Source organism: Algoriphagus lacus (genome assembly GCF_003583985.1).
In the GTDB taxonomy this organism is placed as follows: domain Bacteria; phylum Bacteroidota; class Bacteroidia; order Cytophagales; family Cyclobacteriaceae; genus Algoriphagus; species Algoriphagus lacus.
Window position 1 is genome coordinate 461,255 of the sequence record NZ_QXML01000002.1, and the last position, 17,615, is coordinate 478,869.

At 41.0% G+C, this 17,615-nt stretch carries 18 protein-coding genes; 8 read left to right on the plus strand and 10 right to left on the minus strand.

The window, feature by feature from the left end:
- Positions 1-138: 138 nt before the first annotated feature.
- Positions 139-1,068 (minus strand): hypothetical protein, encoded by a 930-nt coding sequence (locus tag D0X99_RS06125; RefSeq protein ID WP_119476753.1) that lies wholly within the window; start codon positions 1,066-1,068, stop codon positions 139-141.
- A 29-nt stretch (positions 1,069-1,097) separates the two neighbouring features.
- On the opposite strand from D0X99_RS06125, the gene D0X99_RS06130 reads away from it, so the two are divergent.
- Positions 1,098-1,694: a class I SAM-dependent methyltransferase gene (locus D0X99_RS06130; protein WP_119476754.1), complete on the plus strand. Its 597-nt coding sequence runs from the start codon at positions 1,098-1,100 to the stop codon at positions 1,692-1,694.
- Here the strand turns inward: D0X99_RS06130 and D0X99_RS06135 are convergent.
- Both D0X99_RS06135 and apaG read right to left on the minus strand, forming a co-directional pair.
- Positions 1,677-2,285, minus strand: coding sequence for an O-methyltransferase (locus D0X99_RS06135; protein WP_233553664.1), 609 nt, complete (start codon positions 2,283-2,285; stop codon positions 1,677-1,679). The two genes, D0X99_RS06130 and D0X99_RS06135, sit on opposite strands and share 18 nt — an antisense overlap.
- A 172-nt stretch (positions 2,286-2,457) precedes the next feature.
- The gene (gene apaG, locus D0X99_RS06140; protein ID WP_119476975.1) at positions 2,458-2,844 is read right to left on the minus strand and encodes a Co2+/Mg2+ efflux protein ApaG; all 387 of its coding nucleotides are present in this window, start codon (positions 2,842-2,844) and stop codon (positions 2,458-2,460) included.
- 62 nt (positions 2,845-2,906) lie between these two features.
- Between apaG and ung the strand changes: the two genes are divergently transcribed.
- Positions 2,907-3,569 (plus strand): uracil-DNA glycosylase, encoded by a 663-nt coding sequence (gene ung / locus D0X99_RS06145; protein WP_119476756.1) that lies wholly within the window; start codon positions 2,907-2,909, stop codon positions 3,567-3,569.
- A 32-nt stretch (positions 3,570-3,601) separates the two neighbouring features.
- Here the strand turns inward: ung and lepB are convergent, their stop codons facing one another.
- The 7 genes from lepB to D0X99_RS06180 all read right to left on the minus strand — a co-directional run bounded on the left by lepB (position 3,602) and on the right by D0X99_RS06180 (position 11,385).
- A complete protein-coding gene (gene lepB, locus D0X99_RS06150; protein ID WP_119476757.1) occupies positions 3,602-4,678 on the minus strand; it encodes a signal peptidase I in 1,077 nt (358 codons plus the stop codon).
- A gap of 15 nt (positions 4,679-4,693) precedes the next feature.
- Complete coding sequence (gene dapB, locus D0X99_RS06155) at positions 4,694-5,416, minus strand: 4-hydroxy-tetrahydrodipicolinate reductase (RefSeq protein ID WP_119476758.1); 723 nt, start codon at positions 5,414-5,416, stop codon at positions 4,694-4,696.
- Positions 5,416-6,033, minus strand: a complete 618-nt coding sequence (locus D0X99_RS06160; RefSeq protein ID WP_233553665.1) for a DUF5683 domain-containing protein — start codon at positions 6,031-6,033, stop codon at positions 5,416-5,418. Before D0X99_RS06160 ends, dapB begins: the two co-directional genes overlap by 1 nt.
- Before the next feature lie 5 nt (positions 6,034-6,038).
- Positions 6,039-6,950 carry a ParB/RepB/Spo0J family partition protein gene (locus D0X99_RS06165; RefSeq protein ID WP_119476759.1) on the minus strand — a complete coding sequence of 304 codons (912 nt, stop codon included), beginning with the start codon at positions 6,948-6,950 and terminating at the stop codon, positions 6,039-6,041.
- A 2-nt stretch (positions 6,951-6,952) separates the two neighbouring features.
- Positions 6,953-7,735 (minus strand): ParA family protein, encoded by a 783-nt coding sequence (locus tag D0X99_RS06170; protein ID WP_119476760.1) that lies wholly within the window; start codon positions 7,733-7,735, stop codon positions 6,953-6,955.
- Positions 7,736-7,934: 199 nt separating this feature from the next.
- Complete coding sequence (gene yidC, locus D0X99_RS06175) at positions 7,935-9,725, minus strand: membrane protein insertase YidC (protein WP_119476761.1); 1,791 nt, start codon at positions 9,723-9,725, stop codon at positions 7,935-7,937.
- 40 nt (positions 9,726-9,765) lie between these two features.
- On the minus strand, positions 9,766-11,385 hold the full coding sequence (locus D0X99_RS06180; RefSeq protein ID WP_119476762.1) for a CTP synthase: 1,620 nt from the start codon (positions 11,383-11,385) through the stop codon (positions 9,766-9,768).
- Positions 11,386-11,716: 331 nt separating this feature from the next.
- Between D0X99_RS06180 and D0X99_RS06185 the strand changes: the two genes are divergently transcribed.
- The 6 genes from D0X99_RS06185 (at position 11,717) to D0X99_RS06210 (ending at position 17,581) form a co-directional block, all read left to right on the plus strand.
- The gene (locus D0X99_RS06185; RefSeq protein ID WP_119476763.1) at positions 11,717-12,490 is read left to right on the plus strand and encodes a hypothetical protein; all 774 of its coding nucleotides are present in this window, start codon (positions 11,717-11,719) and stop codon (positions 12,488-12,490) included.
- Between the two features lie 85 nt (positions 12,491-12,575).
- Positions 12,576-13,019: a hypothetical protein gene (locus D0X99_RS06190; protein WP_147392194.1), complete on the plus strand. Its 444-nt coding sequence runs from the start codon at positions 12,576-12,578 to the stop codon at positions 13,017-13,019.
- Positions 13,020-13,374: 355 nt separating this feature from the next.
- A complete protein-coding gene (locus D0X99_RS06195; protein ID WP_119476765.1) occupies positions 13,375-13,848 on the plus strand; it encodes a hypothetical protein in 474 nt (157 codons plus the stop codon).
- On the plus strand, positions 13,845-15,266 hold the full coding sequence (locus D0X99_RS06200; protein WP_119476766.1) for a CCA tRNA nucleotidyltransferase: 1,422 nt from the start codon (positions 13,845-13,847) through the stop codon (positions 15,264-15,266). The genes D0X99_RS06195 and D0X99_RS06200 overlap by 4 nt, the downstream gene beginning before the upstream one ends.
- Before the next feature lie 29 nt (positions 15,267-15,295).
- Positions 15,296-16,003 (plus strand): tetratricopeptide repeat protein, encoded by a 708-nt coding sequence (locus D0X99_RS06205; RefSeq protein WP_119476767.1) that lies wholly within the window; start codon positions 15,296-15,298, stop codon positions 16,001-16,003.
- Positions 16,004-16,192: 189 nt separating this feature from the next.
- The gene (locus tag D0X99_RS06210) at positions 16,193-17,581 is read left to right on the plus strand and encodes a purple acid phosphatase family protein (RefSeq protein ID WP_233553666.1); all 1,389 of its coding nucleotides are present in this window, start codon (positions 16,193-16,195) and stop codon (positions 17,579-17,581) included.
- Positions 17,582-17,615: the final 34 nt, after the last annotated feature.

Consider the following 17,615-nt stretch of genomic DNA (forward strand, 5'->3'; position numbering starts at 1 on the left):
TGTTTAAGGAATTTGAATAAACAGACCGCAAAAGTAGGGGAATCAGGTCTGAAATCCAAATCTTTACCTGAAATGAATTATGAGTAAAACACAAAAGCCTCCATTTTTGGAGGCTTTTGAATTCATTTTGTGGAAGGATTATTTAACGGTAAACGTTTTGGATCCGACTTGATAATTGTCGACAAAAACCTTTATTTGATGAGTTCCGGAGGCATAATCGGATCCCTTCTCATAGTAGAAAACCAGATCCTGCTCAGTGTTGTCAAAGATAATGTCCTGCTTTACGGTGTAGAATTGCTCTGCACCATTGATCATGAATGTACCTGAGCCTTTTGCGACATCAAAGATTGGCTGGGAATTGGGGCCTAAAACCTGAACATATACGTTTCTTGGACCTTTTTGAGCCACTTTGTTATCAGCTAGATTAAAGCTCACTTTAAGTCTTTCCATTTGTTTGTTACGGAAATCCTTGGTGGTCTCTACACGCTCTTTACCTCTTGAGTTCACAGCGGTTATAGTAATGTTTTCAGCTTTTAGCATGGAAGCTACATCCACTTTTGCTTGTAAATCTTGTTTCTGAATGTTCAGCTGAGCTACTTCTTCCTCGATTTGAGCCTTGGTAGTTTTCAAATCTTCATTTTCTGCAAAAAGCTGTTGATTAGCGGCTCTGAGTTCGAGGATTTCTTGGTCCTTCTGTGCGATTAGGCCGTTGAGGTTGGTGATCTTGCTGTTCAAAGCTGCAATTTCAGATGAACTCCTCTGCTTGGATGAATTGCGCTCTGCGATCAATTGATCTCTTACTGCTTCAAGAGCTTGAATGTCTCCTCCAAGTTTTTCAATTTCTTGGATTCGAAGGTCAAGCTGATAGGTGACAGAGTCAAGCCTCTTGTTTAATTCGTTGTTTTCTGTGGAAAGGAGAAGTATTTCTTCAGTCTTCTTTGTGCGGTCTACATAGTCTGTATAAAGTTTGATACCGCTTATGATGACCAAGAGAACGAGAACAATTATTATGATGTTCTTATTTTGGTCTTTCTTTTGACTTGATTCCTTTTCAAAATTAGTGTTCATGTTTGATAATCTGTTTAGGGGCTTATGATATGCTGAATTTGGACGAAAATTTTTGGACCTCCAGATACCTTAGCGGTTCAACTGGATGGGATCTGGCTTCCGCCTCATCTCCCCTTTATCAATATCTTTGCCAAATTCATACTAAAACCATTTCTGTGCTCGTTCCGGGTGCGGGTAATGCGTATGAAGTGGCTGCCGGTTGGGGATTGGGCATTCACAACATTCATTTGTTGGACATTTCCTTCGTCCCGATTGAGCATTTTTTGAAAAAAAATCCATCTTTTCCAAATTCACAGGTTCACCATGAGGATTTTTTTGAACACAAAGGGAGCTATGATTTGATTCTTGAGCAGACGTTTTTTTGTGCCTTGAATCCGAGTTTAAGACCTGCTTATGCCCAAAAGATGCATGAATTGCTTAATCCGGGAGGGAAGTTAGTAGGGGTGTTGTTTAATAGGGATTTTCCAAACCAGGGTCCTCCTTTTGGAGGAAATGAGGTGGAGTATCGAACTTATTTTGAGCCCTATTTCGAGTTAGAAAAGTTTGAACCATGCTACAATTCCCATCCGGCTAGAATGGGATCTGAGCTTTTTATCAATCTTAGAAAATTAGATATCCAAAATTAGGTGGGTTTTTACTCCGGGATAATTAAAAAAAACAATTCCGCATTCGAAAAAATCTATGGTTAATTTCACCTGAGGGCAAGATTTAATTTCCTCCCATGCTTTTTCCATTTCAGGTGTCCAATGGATATCCCCAACTGCAATTATGGATTTACTATGAACTTTAGGAAGCAAAGTGTAAAAGGATTGGAGGGTTCCCTGATAAGTATGATTAGCATCGATTAGTGCAAAGTCGACGTGGTGGACCTCATTTATCACTTTAGGAAGTTTTTCCTCAATGGGCCCTAAAATGAATTCTGTTCTTTCCGGTGTCGGGTTTTGGGTTGCGATTTTTTGAATTTCCTCAGATCCCTCAAAAGTATATAGTTTTCCCAGGGTGGCTTTGGAAAGGTATCGGGTGGAGATTCCTACACATGTACCAAGCTCAATCACTTTTTCACCAGGTGTTAATGAGCAGAAAAACTGATAGAGTTGAGAAAATTTAGGATTGCTAGTTGAATAGCGAGTAATCTCAGCGATTTCCCTCGTTGGTAATGGAACCATTTTCGAGCCTGCCCCTAAGTCAAGAACGTTGATCTTGGTTTTGGTTTTCAATAATCTCTTTCTGATTTTTTCAATTTCAGGGTCACCGACTCTGTTTTCATTCAAAAAATTATAAAGCCGATTATACGTTTGAAAAATGAATGGAGATTGCTGGCTATAGTGATCTTCTTTTTTCAGCCAATATTTTAGGTATGATTTTATTGAAAAAAGAAGTCTTGCCAAATCAATTATGGAAAATGTTGGCAATCATTTGGAATTCCGGAACCTCTACATTGATCAGTTTTCCATCAAAAAGTTTTTCCATGGTAAAAACACCTTTCATTTTACCTAACCCAGACTTCAAATTACAGCCGGATACATAGGTGTGTGATTCTCCAGGCTCAAGAATAGGTTGTTGCCCTACTACTCCATTGCCTTCTATAATTTTTGGATTTTCGGCTGCATCAAAAATTTCCCATTTCCTTCTCAATAGCTGGTAGGTAAATTGGCTTTTGTTTTCAATAGTTACCTTGTAAGTGAATACATAATGGTGCTGGTGCGGACTTGAAAATTCCGCCTGATAAGTGACTTCTACGCAAACTTTGATTCCTTCAGTAACCGCTGTAACCATTGGATAATGCATTAAAATGACGATAATTTACAATTTCTTGTGATAAAATCAAGTATAAGTTAATGGAAGTCAAAATTGAAGATAGTTGGAAAAACGAATTAAGCGAAGTTTTTCACCATGACTTTTTTATTAAACTCGCAACTTTTGTCAAATACGAATACCAGAACTACCAGGTTTTTCCTCCGGGCAAAGAAATTTTTAATGCTTTTTGGCATTGTCCATTGAACGCCGTAAAGGTAGTTATTTTAGGTCAGGATCCGTACCATGGTCCAGGCCAAGCGCATGGGTTGTCGTTTTCAGTGAAGCCAGGTGTCCCTTTTCCCCCAAGTCTTTTGAATATTTTCAAAGAAATCAAATCGGATATCGGAACGGATATGCCTCCCAATGGAGATCTTACTCGATGGGCGGATCAGGGTGTTTTCCTCCTCAATGCTACTTTGACGGTTCGGGCCAATCAAGCCGGGTCACACCAGAATCAAGGGTGGGAGTCATTCACGGATGAAGTAATCCGGATAATTAATCAAAATCAGAACCACGTGGTCTTTATGCTCTGGGGAGCTTATGCTCAAAAAAAGGCCGAATTAATCGACTCAAAAAAGCATCTGGTTTTGAGGGCACCACATCCAAGTCCGCTTTCTGCACATAGGGGATTCTTGGGTTGTCGACATTTTTCCCAAGCAAACCGATATCTTTTGGAAAATGGTAAGGAACCAATTAGATGGTAACAAAAAGCCTCGAATCAATTCGAGGCTTTTGCTTAGTCAATTCCTTTGAAGAATCTGTTCCATCGGATTTTATTGAACATTGACTCGTATTTGTCCAGTGAAAGCCATAAGAACCAGGCTTTTCCAACAATATGATCTTCAGGTACAAATCCCCAGAACCTAGAATCCAGTGAATCATGGCGGTTGTCACCCATCATGAAGTAGTAATTTTGTTTGAAAGTATACTGATCAATTTTTTTACCATCAATCAATAGTTCACCGTTTCTGATTTCAACCTGCTTGTGTCCTTCGTACTTTTCAATGGTAAAGCCATACCGCATTACATTGTCGGCAGTCATTTCAATGGTCCAGTCTTTTGCGGGAATCTGTAATGGACCGAAGTTATCCGCATTCCAGCCGTAATTTGAACCATTTGGGAAAATTCTTGAATCATTTTCTCCCGGACTTTCGATTCGCTTGGTGATTGACACCACTACAGGAGAAGATTTCAGTCTTTCCATCATTTCATCTGTCCCAAAAACCAAATAACCTGCACCATTGGTAAAAGCCATAAAGCTTTCCGGATTGATCCCGTAATCGGCAAAGAAATCTACTGTCAATGGTCTATTGCTGATTAGATCATAGGAATACTGCATCTCCTCAGGTTTTGGAGCCGGTTCGCCATTAACGATCAATTCGCCCTGCTTAACTTCCAAAATGTCTCCAGGTATCCCTACGGCTCTTTTGATGTAGTTGGTTTTCAGATCACTTGGAAATTGGAATTCGACAGGGTAATTGAATACGACCACATCATTTCTTTCCACATCACTAAACCCTGGCAGGCGATAGTATGGTAGCTGAATGGCGTCCGAATAGGAGGAAAGTTCCGTCCCCCAAATTTTCTGATGAGTCAGAGGGACTTGAAGAGGGGTCTTTGGAATTCGCGTTCCATAGTGCATTTTGCTCACAAAAAGGAAATCACCAACCAAGAGAGATTTTTCCATGGATGCCGTAGGAATAGTAAAAGGTTCAAGCAAAAGCCAACGGATTAAGCTTGCTGCGACAACTGCAAAAACCAGCGCATCCAACCATTCCCGAGTTGCTGATTTTGTTTTTTTAGTTTGACTCATGATCTAAAATTAGTTTCAGAAAGATAGAAAATCGTCCATGGAAAGTACTCCTTTTCTGCCCTGTATCCACTCAGCTACTAAAACTGCACCAAGGGCAAATCCCTGTCTGCTGTGGGCAGTGTGGCTGATCTCAATTTCATCAATATCAGAGCTATAGCGAATAATGTGGGTACCCGGAGCAGGATCAATTCGCTTGGCTGTAATCGGCAGAGAGTGTTCGTTTTCGTTCGACTGTCCGACCAAATGCCAATCCTTCAATTTGTCCATGTTTCGGATAATTCCCTCAGCAAGTGTGATCGCTGTGCCGGATGGAGCATCTTTTTTCTCGGTATGGTGAATCTCTTCAAGAGATGCTTTATATCCGCTGGTTTCATTCATGAGCTTGGCCAAAAACTCATTGACTTTGAAGAAAATGTTGACACCAATGCTGTAATTGGATGCGTAAAAGAAAGCACCTTTTTTATCCTGGGTCAATTTTTCGACTTCGGCTTTTCGGGACAGCCAACCGGTAGTTCCTGAGACCACTGGAATTCCACGCTCCATGGCCCAGGTAATGTTTTCAACAGCGGCTTCTGGTTGGCTAAATTCAATCGCTACATTAATCATTGTAGGATCGAGTGTGTTGAGTTCTTCCCGATTGTCAATATTTATTTTTGCTACTAGGGAATGGCCTCGGGATTCAGCGATTTCGCCGATGATTTTCCCCATTTTGCCGTATCCAAGAATTAAAATATTCATTATTTAATTTGAAATTTCAGGGTTAGCCCCATGGATGAATTGGAAGCAGCGAAAGTACCCAGATTTGGTTCAATTTTCATGGCGATATCATCGGAAATATCGAATCCTGACAAATGTGCATCCACGTTGGCATCTATCAGATTGAGTGCATAGATCGCCGCTAACAAAAGTATGGTCAAATCCCGATTTTGCCTCCAATAGTCTACGTTTCGAACTAATGCGTCTCTGTTGAGCGATGGAAACTGACTTTGATCTCCTTCATCGTAGGCAAAGAGTGCATCCCGAAAGGTTTGATAGCGCTTATTATTGTAACCGATAAAATAAATATCAGTCATAAATCCGGCATAAAGAATCGGGACCTTCCACGCTTTACCATTATAAACCTGACCTGCTCCCGGCAAAACTGCCGAAAGAATGGTGGCTTTTTTTGGATTTTTGGGAAGGGAGGAATAGTCCGGTTTTTCCTTTTTCTCTTTTTCCTTTTTTTCCACAACCTCCGATTCAGTCTGATTTTGTGAAAATGCCGGTCTAGCCACAGTCAATACCAAAAGCAAAAGCCCCAAGGAAATCCATGGGGTCTTAATTTTGAAATCTAACGTGGAAAAGATGGCTTTCAATTGGTTCAGATGATTTCTAGGATTTCTAGGATTCTATTCAGGTCGGTAGCTGAATTGAAAGGAATTTTGATTTCTCCCCTGTTTTTTTCGTCTGCTTTTAAAGCGACTTTGGTTCCAAAGTGAGAAGCAAGACGCTGTTGGATTTTGTTTATTTCATATTTCCGAACATGATCGAGGCCTTTCTGGGAAGTTTCCTTTTCCTGCTTTCCTTCGTTTAGCGCCTTCACTAGTGCCTCTACCTTTCGGACACTCAGTTCTTCTTCCACCGCTTTTTTGAAAATCGCCAACTGCTTTTCCACATCTTCCACATTGATTAGTGCACGCGCATGCCCCATGAACAATTGCTGGTCGCGAATGGCAGCCTGGATGGTGGGAGGGAGTTTCAGGAGGCGAAGGTAATTATTGACTGTGGTACGGTTTTTACCAACTCGATCTCCGAGTTCTTCCTGTTTTAGATTACACTCAGCAAGTAAACGCTGATAAGAATGGGCGATTTCAAGCGCATTCAGGTTTTCACGTTGTATGTTTTCGATCAGGGCCATTTCCAGCATTTGCTGGTCGTTAGCTGTCCTGACGTAGGCCGGAATTTGAGTCAGCCCGGCGAGTTTGGATGCTTGAAAACGGCGTTCGCCAGAGATTAACTGATATTCATTAGGAGCAAGTTTTCTTACCGTGATCGGTTGAATGATGCCTTGGACTTTGATGGATTCGGCTAGTTCCTGGAGCGCATCTTTATCAAAATGAATCCTTGGCTGATAAGGATTGACTTGGATTTCTTCCAGTGAAATTTCAAAAATCCCTGTTTTGGCGACTTCAGGAAGTATTTCTGTGGGTTTGTTCTTAGCTGGGCTATCTTCCAAAAGTGCTCCAAGCCCTCTGCCTAATGCGTTTTTTCGATTCGGTTTTTGATCGGACATGGTTAGTTATTCACTTTTTGAAGGCCATTTTTCTGGGCGATTTCCCCTGCCAGATTGAGGTAAGCGATGGAGCCTTTTCCGTCTGCGTCAAAGGCAATAACGGGAAGTCCAAAGCTTGGAGATTCCGAAAGCCGGACGTTCCTTGGGATAATTGTATCAAAAACCATGTTTTTGAAGTGAAGTCTGACCTCTTCCACTACTTGATTGGATAGTCGCAGACGCACATCATACATAGTCAATAGGATTCCTTCGATCTCCAAGTCCGGATTGAGTCGGGTCTGAATTATCTTGATCGTATTAAGCAATTTCCCTAATCCTTCGAGGGCGAAATATTCACACTGAACTGGAATGATTACAGAATTTGCAGCTGTAAGCGCATTAATGGTAATTAAACCAAGAGATGGAGAGCAATCGATGATGATGAAGTCATAGAGATCTTTGATTTCCGAAATGACTCCTTTCATTTTCTCCTCCCTGTTTTCCATGTTGATCATCTCCACCTCGGCACCGACCAAGTCAATGTGTGAGGGTACAAGGTCAAGATTTTCAATTCCGGTTTTGATGACAATGTCCTTGACATCGATACCCTCCACCATACATTCGTAGATGCTGGTGTCTATGGCTTTTGGATCCTGTCCAAGCCCTGAGGTAGTATTGGCCTGAGGATCGGCATCGATCACCAGGGTTTTAAATTCCAATACCGCTAGGCTGGCTGCCAGATTCATTGCTGTGGTTGTTTTTCCCACACCGCCCTTTTGGTTGGCTATGGCAATAATTTTTCCCATGGTTTAGTTAGAGGGTATTTGGACTTCAATATTAAACAAATTCAGGTCTTTTCCTGTGGTCGTTTGGGCTTTTTTTGGGATGTACTTTAGGTGAAAAAAGGTTAAATCCTTCACATTCAACCAACAGGGGAATTCGCCGCAAATCTTTTCTGACAAAAAGCGACATAAAAAAAGGAGCCTTCGAAAGACTCCTTTTAGCTTATTTTTTTTTGCTCGCCTCTGCGGCTTTCATGGCATCTTCCAGTCTTTGTTGGAATTTGGATTTCTTTTTATTCACATTCTTCACTTTGTTCTCCTCAACTTTTTGACGAATTTTTGAATCATCGACAAAAAGCTTAATTAAGGCTTGCTGTCCGAAAGTAACCATGTTGGAAACGAAGTAATAAAAACTCAGACCTGCAGGGTAAGAGTTGAGGACAAACATGAACATGACAGGCATGATGTAGCCCAAGTTTTTCATCGGGCCTGTAGCCGTGGTAAGTTGATTGTTGAAATGCGTGTAAACCAACTGCGACACTGTCATCAATAAGGTGAATAAACTCACGTGTGCACCATAGAAAGGAATGGTGAACGGAAGCTTGATGAATTCATCGTACGTAGAAAGGTCACTAGCCCAAAGGAATGATTCCTGACGAAGTTCTACCGCATTTGGGAAGAAGAAGAACATCGCAAAAAGGAATGGCATCTGAAGCAGCAAAGGCAAGCATCCGGAGATTGGACTTACCCCAAGTTGCGAGAAGAGCTTCATTTGCTCTTGTTGCATTTTGGTTGGGTCTTCGCCGTATTTTTCTTTCAGTTCATCGATTTCAGGCTTGATCACCCGCATTTTTGCCATCCCAATATATGACTTGTAGGTCAAGGGAGACAAAGCAAGCTTGATGAGCAATACTATCAGAATGATGATAATTCCATAGCTGTCAAAATATTTTTCAAGAAACTCGAATAGGTGTACGACAATGTACTTGTTGACCCAGCTCACAAAGAAGTAACCCATGTCCACATTATCCTCAAATCCATCGGTGACTTTCTTCAGGATTTTGTATTTGTCCGGGCCAAAGTAAAAACTAAGTTCTGCCTTTCCATTTTCCATCGGAATGGAAAAAGAGGTTTTCATCGTTCGGACTACAGTCGAATCTGTTGGAGTGGACTGGGCTACATTCACATTCTGAAATACAGAATCTGCAATAATGCCAGCTGTGAAGAACCTTTGGCTGAAACCAATCCATTTCACAGGTTCGGCCAGTTGCTCTTCTTCCGCGTCATCTCCGACACCCAGATTTTCAAACGACTCGGAAGCGAGATAATAATTCAGCTGGGTTTGTCTTCTGGATTCTGCCAGGTCTTTTTCCTGAGCTTTTATCTGATCCTCCCAAGAGAAATTAATGGCGTTTCCGGAGAAAACTCCCTGAAACCGGTCTATTTCCAAGGTTCTTTTCACCTCATAGCTTCCATCAGCCAAGGTGAATTTTTGGATGATTTGTCCGGATTCTGTTCCTGCAGATAGGGTCAGAACCTGAGTTTTAACTCCTTCAATCTCCTCTTCAGACAATTTTGGGCTGAAGTAAAGCTCTGCAATATCCAGAGGTCCCTTAGAGCTTTCCAAAGTAAAACTCATTTTGGAACTCTTTTCATCCAACAGAGCCAAAGGCTCCATGGACCAGCTTTTGTAATCTTTGAGGATTACTTCTTTGATTGCTGCACCTTTGGTCGATAACGTAATTTTTACTTGTTCATTTTCCAAAACCACGTCTTGTTCCTCACCCAAAGTCAGGGGAGCAAGTGCTCCGTACTTTGCAGTACGCTGTACGTCTACCAAACTGTCCGGTAAAATTTCGGGCTGAGATTCCGGGGTGTTTATAGCTGCTTGCGCTTCAGTCTGCTGTTGAATTTCTTCTACCGGAGGAACTTCAGGACCACTCGCAAAAAAGATCGAGTAAATCAAAATTACCGCCGCAAAAAGAATCAAACCAGTTGCTTGATTTTTATCCATACGTTCACTTTTCTTAGCTGAAAAACTCAGCTCAATTCAATTACTTCTGTTTTTTATTATCAATAGCCGCTTGAATGAACTTGACAAACAGTGGCTGAGGGTTCAATACAGTGCTTTTATATTCCGGGTGGAATTGTACCCCTACGAACCAAGGGTGGTTTTTCAATTCCATGATTTCTACCAGACCTGTGTTGGGATTTTTTCCGGTTGCAATCATTCCTTTACTCTCAACTTGCTCCAGGTATTCATTGTTGAATTCATATCTGTGGCGATGTCTTTCCTGAATTTTTGTTTTGCCATAGGCCAAAGCCGCCTTGCTACCTTTTTTGAGGTCGCAAGCATACGAACCCAATCGCATAGTTCCACCCATTTGGTCAATTTTCTTTTGCTCTTCCATAAGCCCAATTACCGGATGGGGTGTTTTTGGATCCATTTCGGTGGAGTTTGCCTCCTCAAGACCCAATACATTTCTGGAGAATTCAATCACAGCTACTTGCATACCCAAACAGATTCCGAAGAATGGAACCTGATTTTCTCGGGCATAACGAACTGTTTCGATTTTTCCCTCAAATCCTCTTTCTCCAAATCCAGGTGCTACCAGAATTCCATCCAACTCATCCAGTTTGGATGAGAAATTTTCAGAATTGATTTCTTCTGAAGAAATTAATTTAAGATTCACTTTACATTCCACTGCCGCACCTGCATGGGTAAAGGACTCAATGATGGACTTATAGGAATCAGGAAGAGAAACATACTTACCGATAAGTCCAATGGTGACTTCCTGTGTTGGATTTTTTAGCCTTCCCAAGAAATCTTTCCAGTCCTCTAAGTCTGCGTGTGTTTTGGATGATAATTTCAATTTGCTCATCACCCGTTCATCCAGCTTTTCTTTTTTCATCAAAAGCGGTACATCGTAGATCGATTCTGCATCCATAGCCTCAATGACACTATTGAGCTGGACGTTGCAGAAAAGCGCTAGCTTTTTCTTCACATCTGGAGGAAGGTGATATTCCGTACGGCAAACTAAAATATCCGGCTGAATACCCGCCTCGAGCAATTGCTTGACCGAATGCTGGGTAGGCTTTGTTTTTAGCTCTTTGGCTGCTTTTAGGTAAGGAATAAGAGTCAGGTGAATGACAAGGAAGTTGCCCGGTCCCAAATCCCAACGTGCCTGACGAACTGCCTCAATAAAGGGAAGTGATTCGATGTCACCCACGCACCCTCCAATCTCAGTGATGACTACATCATATTTCCCATCATGCCCAAGCTTGTAGAAGTTACTCTTGATTTCATCGGTGATATGTGGGATTACTTGTACAGTTTTTCCCAAAAACTCACCTTTTCGTTCTTTGGTGATAACATTGTTGTATATCCTGCCAGTCGTGATGTTATTACTTTGAGAGGTAGTGACATTGAGAAACCTCTCATAATGTCCAAGGTCCAAATCAGTCTCTGCACCGTCATCCGTCACATAACATTCTCCGTGCTCATAGGGATTGAGCGTTCCTGGGTCAATGTTCAGGTAAGGATCAAATTTTTGAATGGTCACACTGAATCCCCTGGATTGCAGCAATTTGCCCAGTGAAGCAGCAATAATGCCTTTTCCCAGAGAGGAGGTAACGCCTCCGGTGATGAAAATGTACTTGGTGGATTGGCCCATAAGAATGGTGGCGGGATGATTTTGATTGGATTCTTATGGGGTTCAAAAGTAGGGAAATTTCCTGACTTGGCTTCTGTTCTTCCCGGTGAATTTTTAGTAAATCCTGACTTTTTCAAGGATTAAGACTGCTGGGATCCAAAAAGTATATACCGACAATATGTGTCAATTGATTGGTTGTGTTTGGGTACTCCACTAGTTTAGCAGCATGATTTGAGTGAAAAATTAGTCCATTGGTTTTCCCTTTAAAGTTATTGTGCCCATTTGTTTTCACTGCTTTCCAAACATCTTAAATATCATTCTGAATAAATATTAATCTAACCATCGTAATACTATGAACTCAAGAATCAAAAAAATTATTCTCGTAGATCAACATATGGAAATGAACCCAACTTGGATGGGGGAGTTTTCAGATCAAACCCGAGACTTGGTGATATTGGATCCTGTCCAGTTATTTGCAGAGATCGATTGGACCCGCTACGAGGAAGATGTTCAGGTGATCAATCAGATTTACTCCCGCCTTTTTGAAGAGGTTGTCATTGCCAATAAACGGTTGGTTTGTTTTTGGCCATTAGTAGAACAATATGGTAATGATTGGTTTGAATTGGCTTCCTTATGTAACCACAATCAGTTTGAGTTGGAAGTTTATAAACATATACTTTTTGAGTCTGAAAATTATGGATTCAGTTCAGAGATTCTGAGTGCTTGGAAAAAGTTTGTTTATTTCCTCATTGAATCTCTGATGGAGGATATTCATATGAATGAACAATTTGATGAGATCGCTACATTAATAGGAGAAAATGAATCAATTGTTTTATTCAGAATGGAAACTAACGGAAATGTTAGATACTCATTTGCTTCAAGTTCTGAATATTTTGAGATAACTCCGGATCAAATAATTGAACCGTCGGAAAGGGATAAACAATTGCCTTTTTTTGATTCCTTTAATGAAATGCTGGTGAAGCTTTCGGATGGAAATGATTTGTCTAAATATCAAACAAAGTTTGTGGACAGACAGCTGGAAAAAGCTTATTTCAATGTACTTGCAAAGGATTTTAAAATTAAAAACCTTATCCAAAACTGGCTCGAAACCTATTCCCTGAATTGATATTATCAATTGAAAATGATTTGAAAAGGAATTTTCATAAAATATTTTTTAAAAACTATTAATTGGTAAAAGAGCAATTTATATATTGCATGGATTTTTATTAACACAAATAAATATTCTAGCAATGAGAGAACTTATTAAAGAAGCTATTGCTGATCTGAAAAGAACAGACGGCTTTATCTATGTAACAGCCGACGGAAAGAAAATTGATCTTTATGAAGCTGCTGCAAGAGGTATTGCGGTAACTCCGGTTAATCCAAAGGATGAAGTCATCAAGAAATTAGAAGCAGCAGGATTGTTTTTAACAGATGGTAAATTCGTTTCTGAATTGAATGATTTGATCGCTGCATTAAGTGGCGCCGCAACTTCAAAAGGTGCGGGTAAGAGAAGATCTTTTTCTGATCATGAGAAAAACAAAATTGTTGAGGAGTGGAAAAAAGTAGAGGCAGCTGGAAAGAAAACCAAAGCTGCTTTTGCCAGAGAAATTGGTGTGGGTTATCAAACTTTTATCAACTGGTTGAAAAGCTAATTGAACTTGGTAATCAGGAAAAAGACAGCTAAATGGCTGTCTTTTTTTTATGTCTATTTTTTTCTTCTCATGGATTCTTGATTTTATACTAAGTCCAACGTCATAAAAATCTTTGAAGACATTTTAAATAAGAGTAAAAATTAGGCTGTTTTAGTGAGAGTCTTTTCTTTATTTATTTTCTGCTGAATTGAGTTGCTAACGGCTTTTTTTTCAGTTGGCGTTTGGATCACTATTAGATGTAAAATGGAAATAAGATCCTAAAATTAAGCCCAAGATGGAATTGGTTTTTTTGAGTTTGAGATTTTAACCTCTTGGGCCGGATAATCTGATTATTTTTGTTTCAAAATTTAAAGTTTTGGATCAGCAAGCAATTTTCAAAGCCTTTCGCGAAAAGGGTCAGGTATCTATTAAGGAGGGAAACGGAAAAATCCTTACACTTCTAAAAATGGAGAGTTGGAAACCGGAAATGGGGAAGGATTGGGTATATCTTTTGTTCGACCTTTTCCAGATTCGTACGGTATGTGAGCCTTTTTCTGAGGTTTCATTGGATATCGTGGAGTTTGGAACCAAGCCCACCATTTACCGTAGCCCAGCAAGCGGAGTATTGAAGCATGGGCCTATTCAAGATGGAGTGATTCGATTTTCCCTTATCAGAGAGCCTAATTGGAACAAACTGTTGTTTCAGATTTCACAACCTATTTTGATGAAAATTGAATCAGATAAATCCTCTGCAGAATTTCAAACTGACGTTTATTTTCCACTTTTAAGCCCTACCACCAAAGAAATGTTCTTGGGTCCGGACGGAGACGTAAAAATTATCAACCGATGAATTTGAAGTCAAGGCTTGATGAGCATGAGATTTTTGAACGAGTAGGATCAGCAGGAAAAAGGCTTGGATTGAAAACCTATGTCGTGGGAGGGTATGTTCGTGACCTGATTCTCAATCGGCCAAGTAAGGACATTGACTTTACCTGTGTTGGAAGTGGAATTGCATTGGCACAGGAAGTCGCCAAATCTTTTGAGCAGCATGTGCCGCTTTCAGTTTTTAAAAATTTCGGAACAGCAATGCTCAAGCTGGATGATTGGGAACTTGAATTTGTGGGTGCTCGAAAAGAGTCGTATCGACTAGAATCCCGCAAACCAATCGTGGAAGACGGGAGCCTAGAGGAGGATCTAGAGCGCCGAGATTTTACCATTAATGCGATGGCAATTTCCCTTAATCCGGAAGATTACGGGGAGTTGATCGATCCATTTGACGGGGTGGGTGACATCAAGCGAAAGAATATCAAAACGCCTCTTGAGCCCGGAATCACCTTTTCGGATGATCCGCTCCGAATGATGCGTGCAGTGCGATTTGCGGCTCAACTGACTTTCGATATTGATGCGGATACTTTTTTTGCGTTGTCAGAAAATGCCAGTCGACTTCAGATTATTTCCGCTGAGCGGATTATTGATGAATTGAATAAAATCATCATGACGCCGAAGCCCTCCTATGGATTTAAGCTGCTTTTTGCTTCCAAACTACTTCATGAATTTTTTCCTGAAATGGTCGAATTGCAGGGAGTAGATTCAGTGGATGACAAATCGCACAAGGATAACTTTTACCACACACTTCAGGTCCTTGATAATGTTTGTCTTACCACTGATAACCTTTGGCTTAGGTGGGCTGCAATTATGCATGACATTGCCAAGCCTGCCACCAAGCGATTTAATCCTAAAGTTGGGTGGACTTTTCACGGTCACGAAGATAAAGGCGCCCGAATGACTCCCCATATCTTTCGCAGGCTGAAACTCCCAATGGATGACCGGATGAAATATGTCCAAAAATTGGTTCGCCTCCACCTCAGGCCAATTGCCTTGGTAAAAGTTGAAGTGACGGATTCAGCGTTGAGGAGGTTACTTTTTGATTCAGGAGACGATATTGATGACCTAATGAAGCTTTGTCGGGCTGATATCACTTCCAAGAATAACAAGAAAGTACAGCGCTACCTCGAAAATTTCGACAAGGTGGAAGAGAAACTCAAGGAAGTAGAAGAAAAAGATCAGGTACGAAACTTCCAACCTCCTGTTAGTGGCGAAGAAATAATGGCCATTTTTGGCCTTCCTCCGTCAAAAATTATCGGAGAAATCAAAGAAGAAATTAAAGAAGCTATATTGGAGGGCAAAATTCAAAATAACCCTGAATCAGCTCGAGAGCTCATGTTTGAGATTGCCCTAAGCAAGGGAATAACTCCCATACAGAATTAATCAAATCACAAAAAAATAACGAAGTAACGATGAAGCGCACATTCCTTTTGCTGCTGTTGGCCATTTGTGCCGGAAATCTGGCTGCCCAGACTGCCAACGACTCCATTCCTAAAGTAGACCCGAAAACCAAAAGCGCCTTGAATGCGGCTGATCAGATGGTTTATCAGGCGGCCATGAGGTACAATGATTTGGATATAGCCAAAACTAAGTTGTATGAGCTTATGATCAGAAATCCGGAGGATATCCGATACATGGAGGCTTTGGCAAGTTTGTATTTTGATGCCAGCCAATTCACCTCAGCTGCTCTGATCTCCTTGGATTTACTTGAGTTGAACGATAAAAACATTGGGGCATTGGAGGTAGCTGCGTATTCCTTGGAGCAACTTGGAGCCTTAGACAGAGCTTTGCCTCAGTTTGAAAGTCTCTATCTCCTCACCGGGGACAACTTCAGCTTATACAAATCTGCTTTTATCCAATACAACTTGAAGCGGTATGATGAAGCTATGAATTCGGTCAACATGTTGGTAAAAAATGCCAAACCTGAAGAAAAGATCGGGTTTCCTAAAACCCAAACCGAAACACAGGAGGTCAGCATGAAAGCCGCCGCACTTAATTTGAAAGGATTGATTTACTTAGATCAAAATTCAAAAGTAGAAGCAAAGACTGCTTTCAACGAAGCTATAGCTTTGGATCCTGCCTTCGAACAGGCAAAAGAAAATCTGAAAAAAACCAATTAATAGCTCCAGTTAGCTAAGCAAAAACCGGCTCCAAGCCGGTTTTTTTATTCCCAAATTACCGATCGATTAAAATTAGATCGGGAAAAGATTATTTTATTTGATCGGGCAGGAGGTTTTATGGAAAATCAATAGCTTGACAATTAGTCCAAAAATTTTGGAGAAGTATTGGATTAATTAACCCCCTAAACTATGAAAAGCAACGTTTTCCTTTTTTTTGGTGTGCTGATGTTTAGCAGTTCATTCCTTTTTGCACAGGAATCCCGGGTCTATAAGGAACCTAAGTTTCATTTGGAGTGGTCCAAGCCTTCCGAATATCCTGATCGGATTGTGCTGAACTTTGGACAGAATCCCTCATCAGAGGTCAATGTCACTTGGCGTACCAATATTGACATCGATATTGCTTATGCTGAAATTGCGATTGCAACGGCAGCACCAAGATTTTGGAAAAACGGAGTCACCTTGCTGGCTAAAACTGAAGAATTGGATGCCAGTGATGTGCTGGATGCAGAAGTTATCGCCAATTATCATTCTGTAGAATTCAGGGATTTATTGCCTGATACCACTTATGCTTATCGGGTTGGAGACGGAGAGCGCTGGAGCGAGTGGTTTCAGTTTAGGACGGCTTCAGAAAATCCCGATGAGAAGTTTTCTTTTCTCTATGTCGGAGATGCCCAAAACTATATTCTGGAATTATGGTCTCGTTTAATCCGGGAGGGATTCCGCAAGGCACCTGATGCCCGTTTTTTTGTGCATGCTGGAGATTTGATCAATCGGGCTCATCGTGAGCAGGAATGGCACGAATGGTTTACTGCAGGAGGGTTTATTCATAGTATGATTCCTTCCATGCCAGTACCTGGTAACCATGAATACCGTGCAAAAAACCAGGATGAAACTAATCAAAGAATAAGAAGTCTGTCAGTCCAATGGAAACCCCAATTTACCCTTCCTGAAAATGGTCCAAAGGGATTGGAGGAAACCGTCTACTTTATGGATTATCAGGATGTCAGGATTATCTTTTTAGACTCCAACCGTGACCATCAACTGCAGGCTAAATGGCTAGAGGATGTGCTTGCTTCTAATCCGAAAAAATGGACGATTGTAAGCTATCACCACCCCCTTTTCTCGGCATCAAATGGCCGGGACAATGAAGAATTGAGAGCGCTGTGGAAGCCGATTTTTGATAAGTATAAGGTTGACTTGGCACTTCAGGGTCATGATCATGCTTATGCCAGAGGAAGAGTGGCTCCTGGGGAAAATATTATGGATGGGGTAAATATGAGAGATCTTACCGGAACTGTTTATGTGGTCTCTGTCAGTGGGGGAAAAATGTATGAAATAGGAGATGATTGGACGGACAAAGGCGGTCAGCGGGACCGAATTGCTGAGAATACCCAACTTTTTCAAGTGATTACAGTGGAAGGGGATCGACTTATTTTCGAAGCCTTCACTGCCATTGGGGAGCTTTATGATTCGTTTGAGTTGGTCAAGCAGGACAATGATTTGAATCAATTCATTGAACTCCGGGTAAGAGCGGTTCCTGAAAAAAACAATTCCAATACGATCCCTTATAAAGATTGACAAAAGAAAAGCCCCCAAAAAGTAACTTACTTTT

Bases quoted from the DNA above. Each gene is read 5' to 3' on its own strand.
- yidC (WP_119476761.1), bottom strand. From the start codon at position 9,725: ATGGATAAAAATCAAGCAACTGGTTTGATTCTTTTTGCGGCGGTAATT.
- D0X99_RS06125 (WP_119476753.1), bottom strand. From the start codon at position 1,068: ATGAACACTAATTTTGAAAAGGAATCAAGTCAAAAGAAAGACCAAAAT.
- dapB (WP_119476758.1), bottom strand. From the start codon at position 5,416: ATGAATATTTTAATTCTTGGATACGGCAAAATGGGGAAAATCATCGGC.
- apaG (WP_119476975.1), bottom strand. From the start codon at position 2,844: ATGGTTACAGCGGTTACTGAAGGAATCAAAGTTTGCGTAGAAGTCACT.
- D0X99_RS06200 (WP_119476766.1), top strand. From the start codon at position 13,845: ATGAATTTGAAGTCAAGGCTTGATGAGCATGAGATTTTTGAACGAGTA.
- ung (WP_119476756.1), top strand. From the start codon at position 2,907: ATGGAAGTCAAAATTGAAGATAGTTGGAAAAACGAATTAAGCGAAGTT.
- D0X99_RS06205 (WP_119476767.1), top strand. From the start codon at position 15,296: ATGAAGCGCACATTCCTTTTGCTGCTGTTGGCCATTTGTGCCGGAAAT.
- D0X99_RS06185 (WP_119476763.1), top strand. From the start codon at position 11,717: ATGAACTCAAGAATCAAAAAAATTATTCTCGTAGATCAACATATGGAA.
- D0X99_RS06165 (WP_119476759.1), bottom strand. From the start codon at position 6,950: ATGTCCGATCAAAAACCGAATCGAAAAAACGCATTAGGCAGAGGGCTT.
- D0X99_RS06170 (WP_119476760.1), bottom strand. From the start codon at position 7,735: ATGGGAAAAATTATTGCCATAGCCAACCAAAAGGGCGGTGTGGGAAAA.
- lepB (WP_119476757.1), bottom strand. From the start codon at position 4,678: ATGAGTCAAACTAAAAAAACAAAATCAGCAACTCGGGAATGGTTGGAT.
- D0X99_RS06130 (WP_119476754.1), top strand. From the start codon at position 1,098: ATGCTGAATTTGGACGAAAATTTTTGGACCTCCAGATACCTTAGCGGT.
- D0X99_RS06210 (WP_233553666.1), top strand. From the start codon at position 16,193: ATGAAAAGCAACGTTTTCCTTTTTTTTGGTGTGCTGATGTTTAGCAGT.
- D0X99_RS06180 (WP_119476762.1), bottom strand. From the start codon at position 11,385: ATGGGCCAATCCACCAAGTACATTTTCATCACCGGAGGCGTTACCTCC.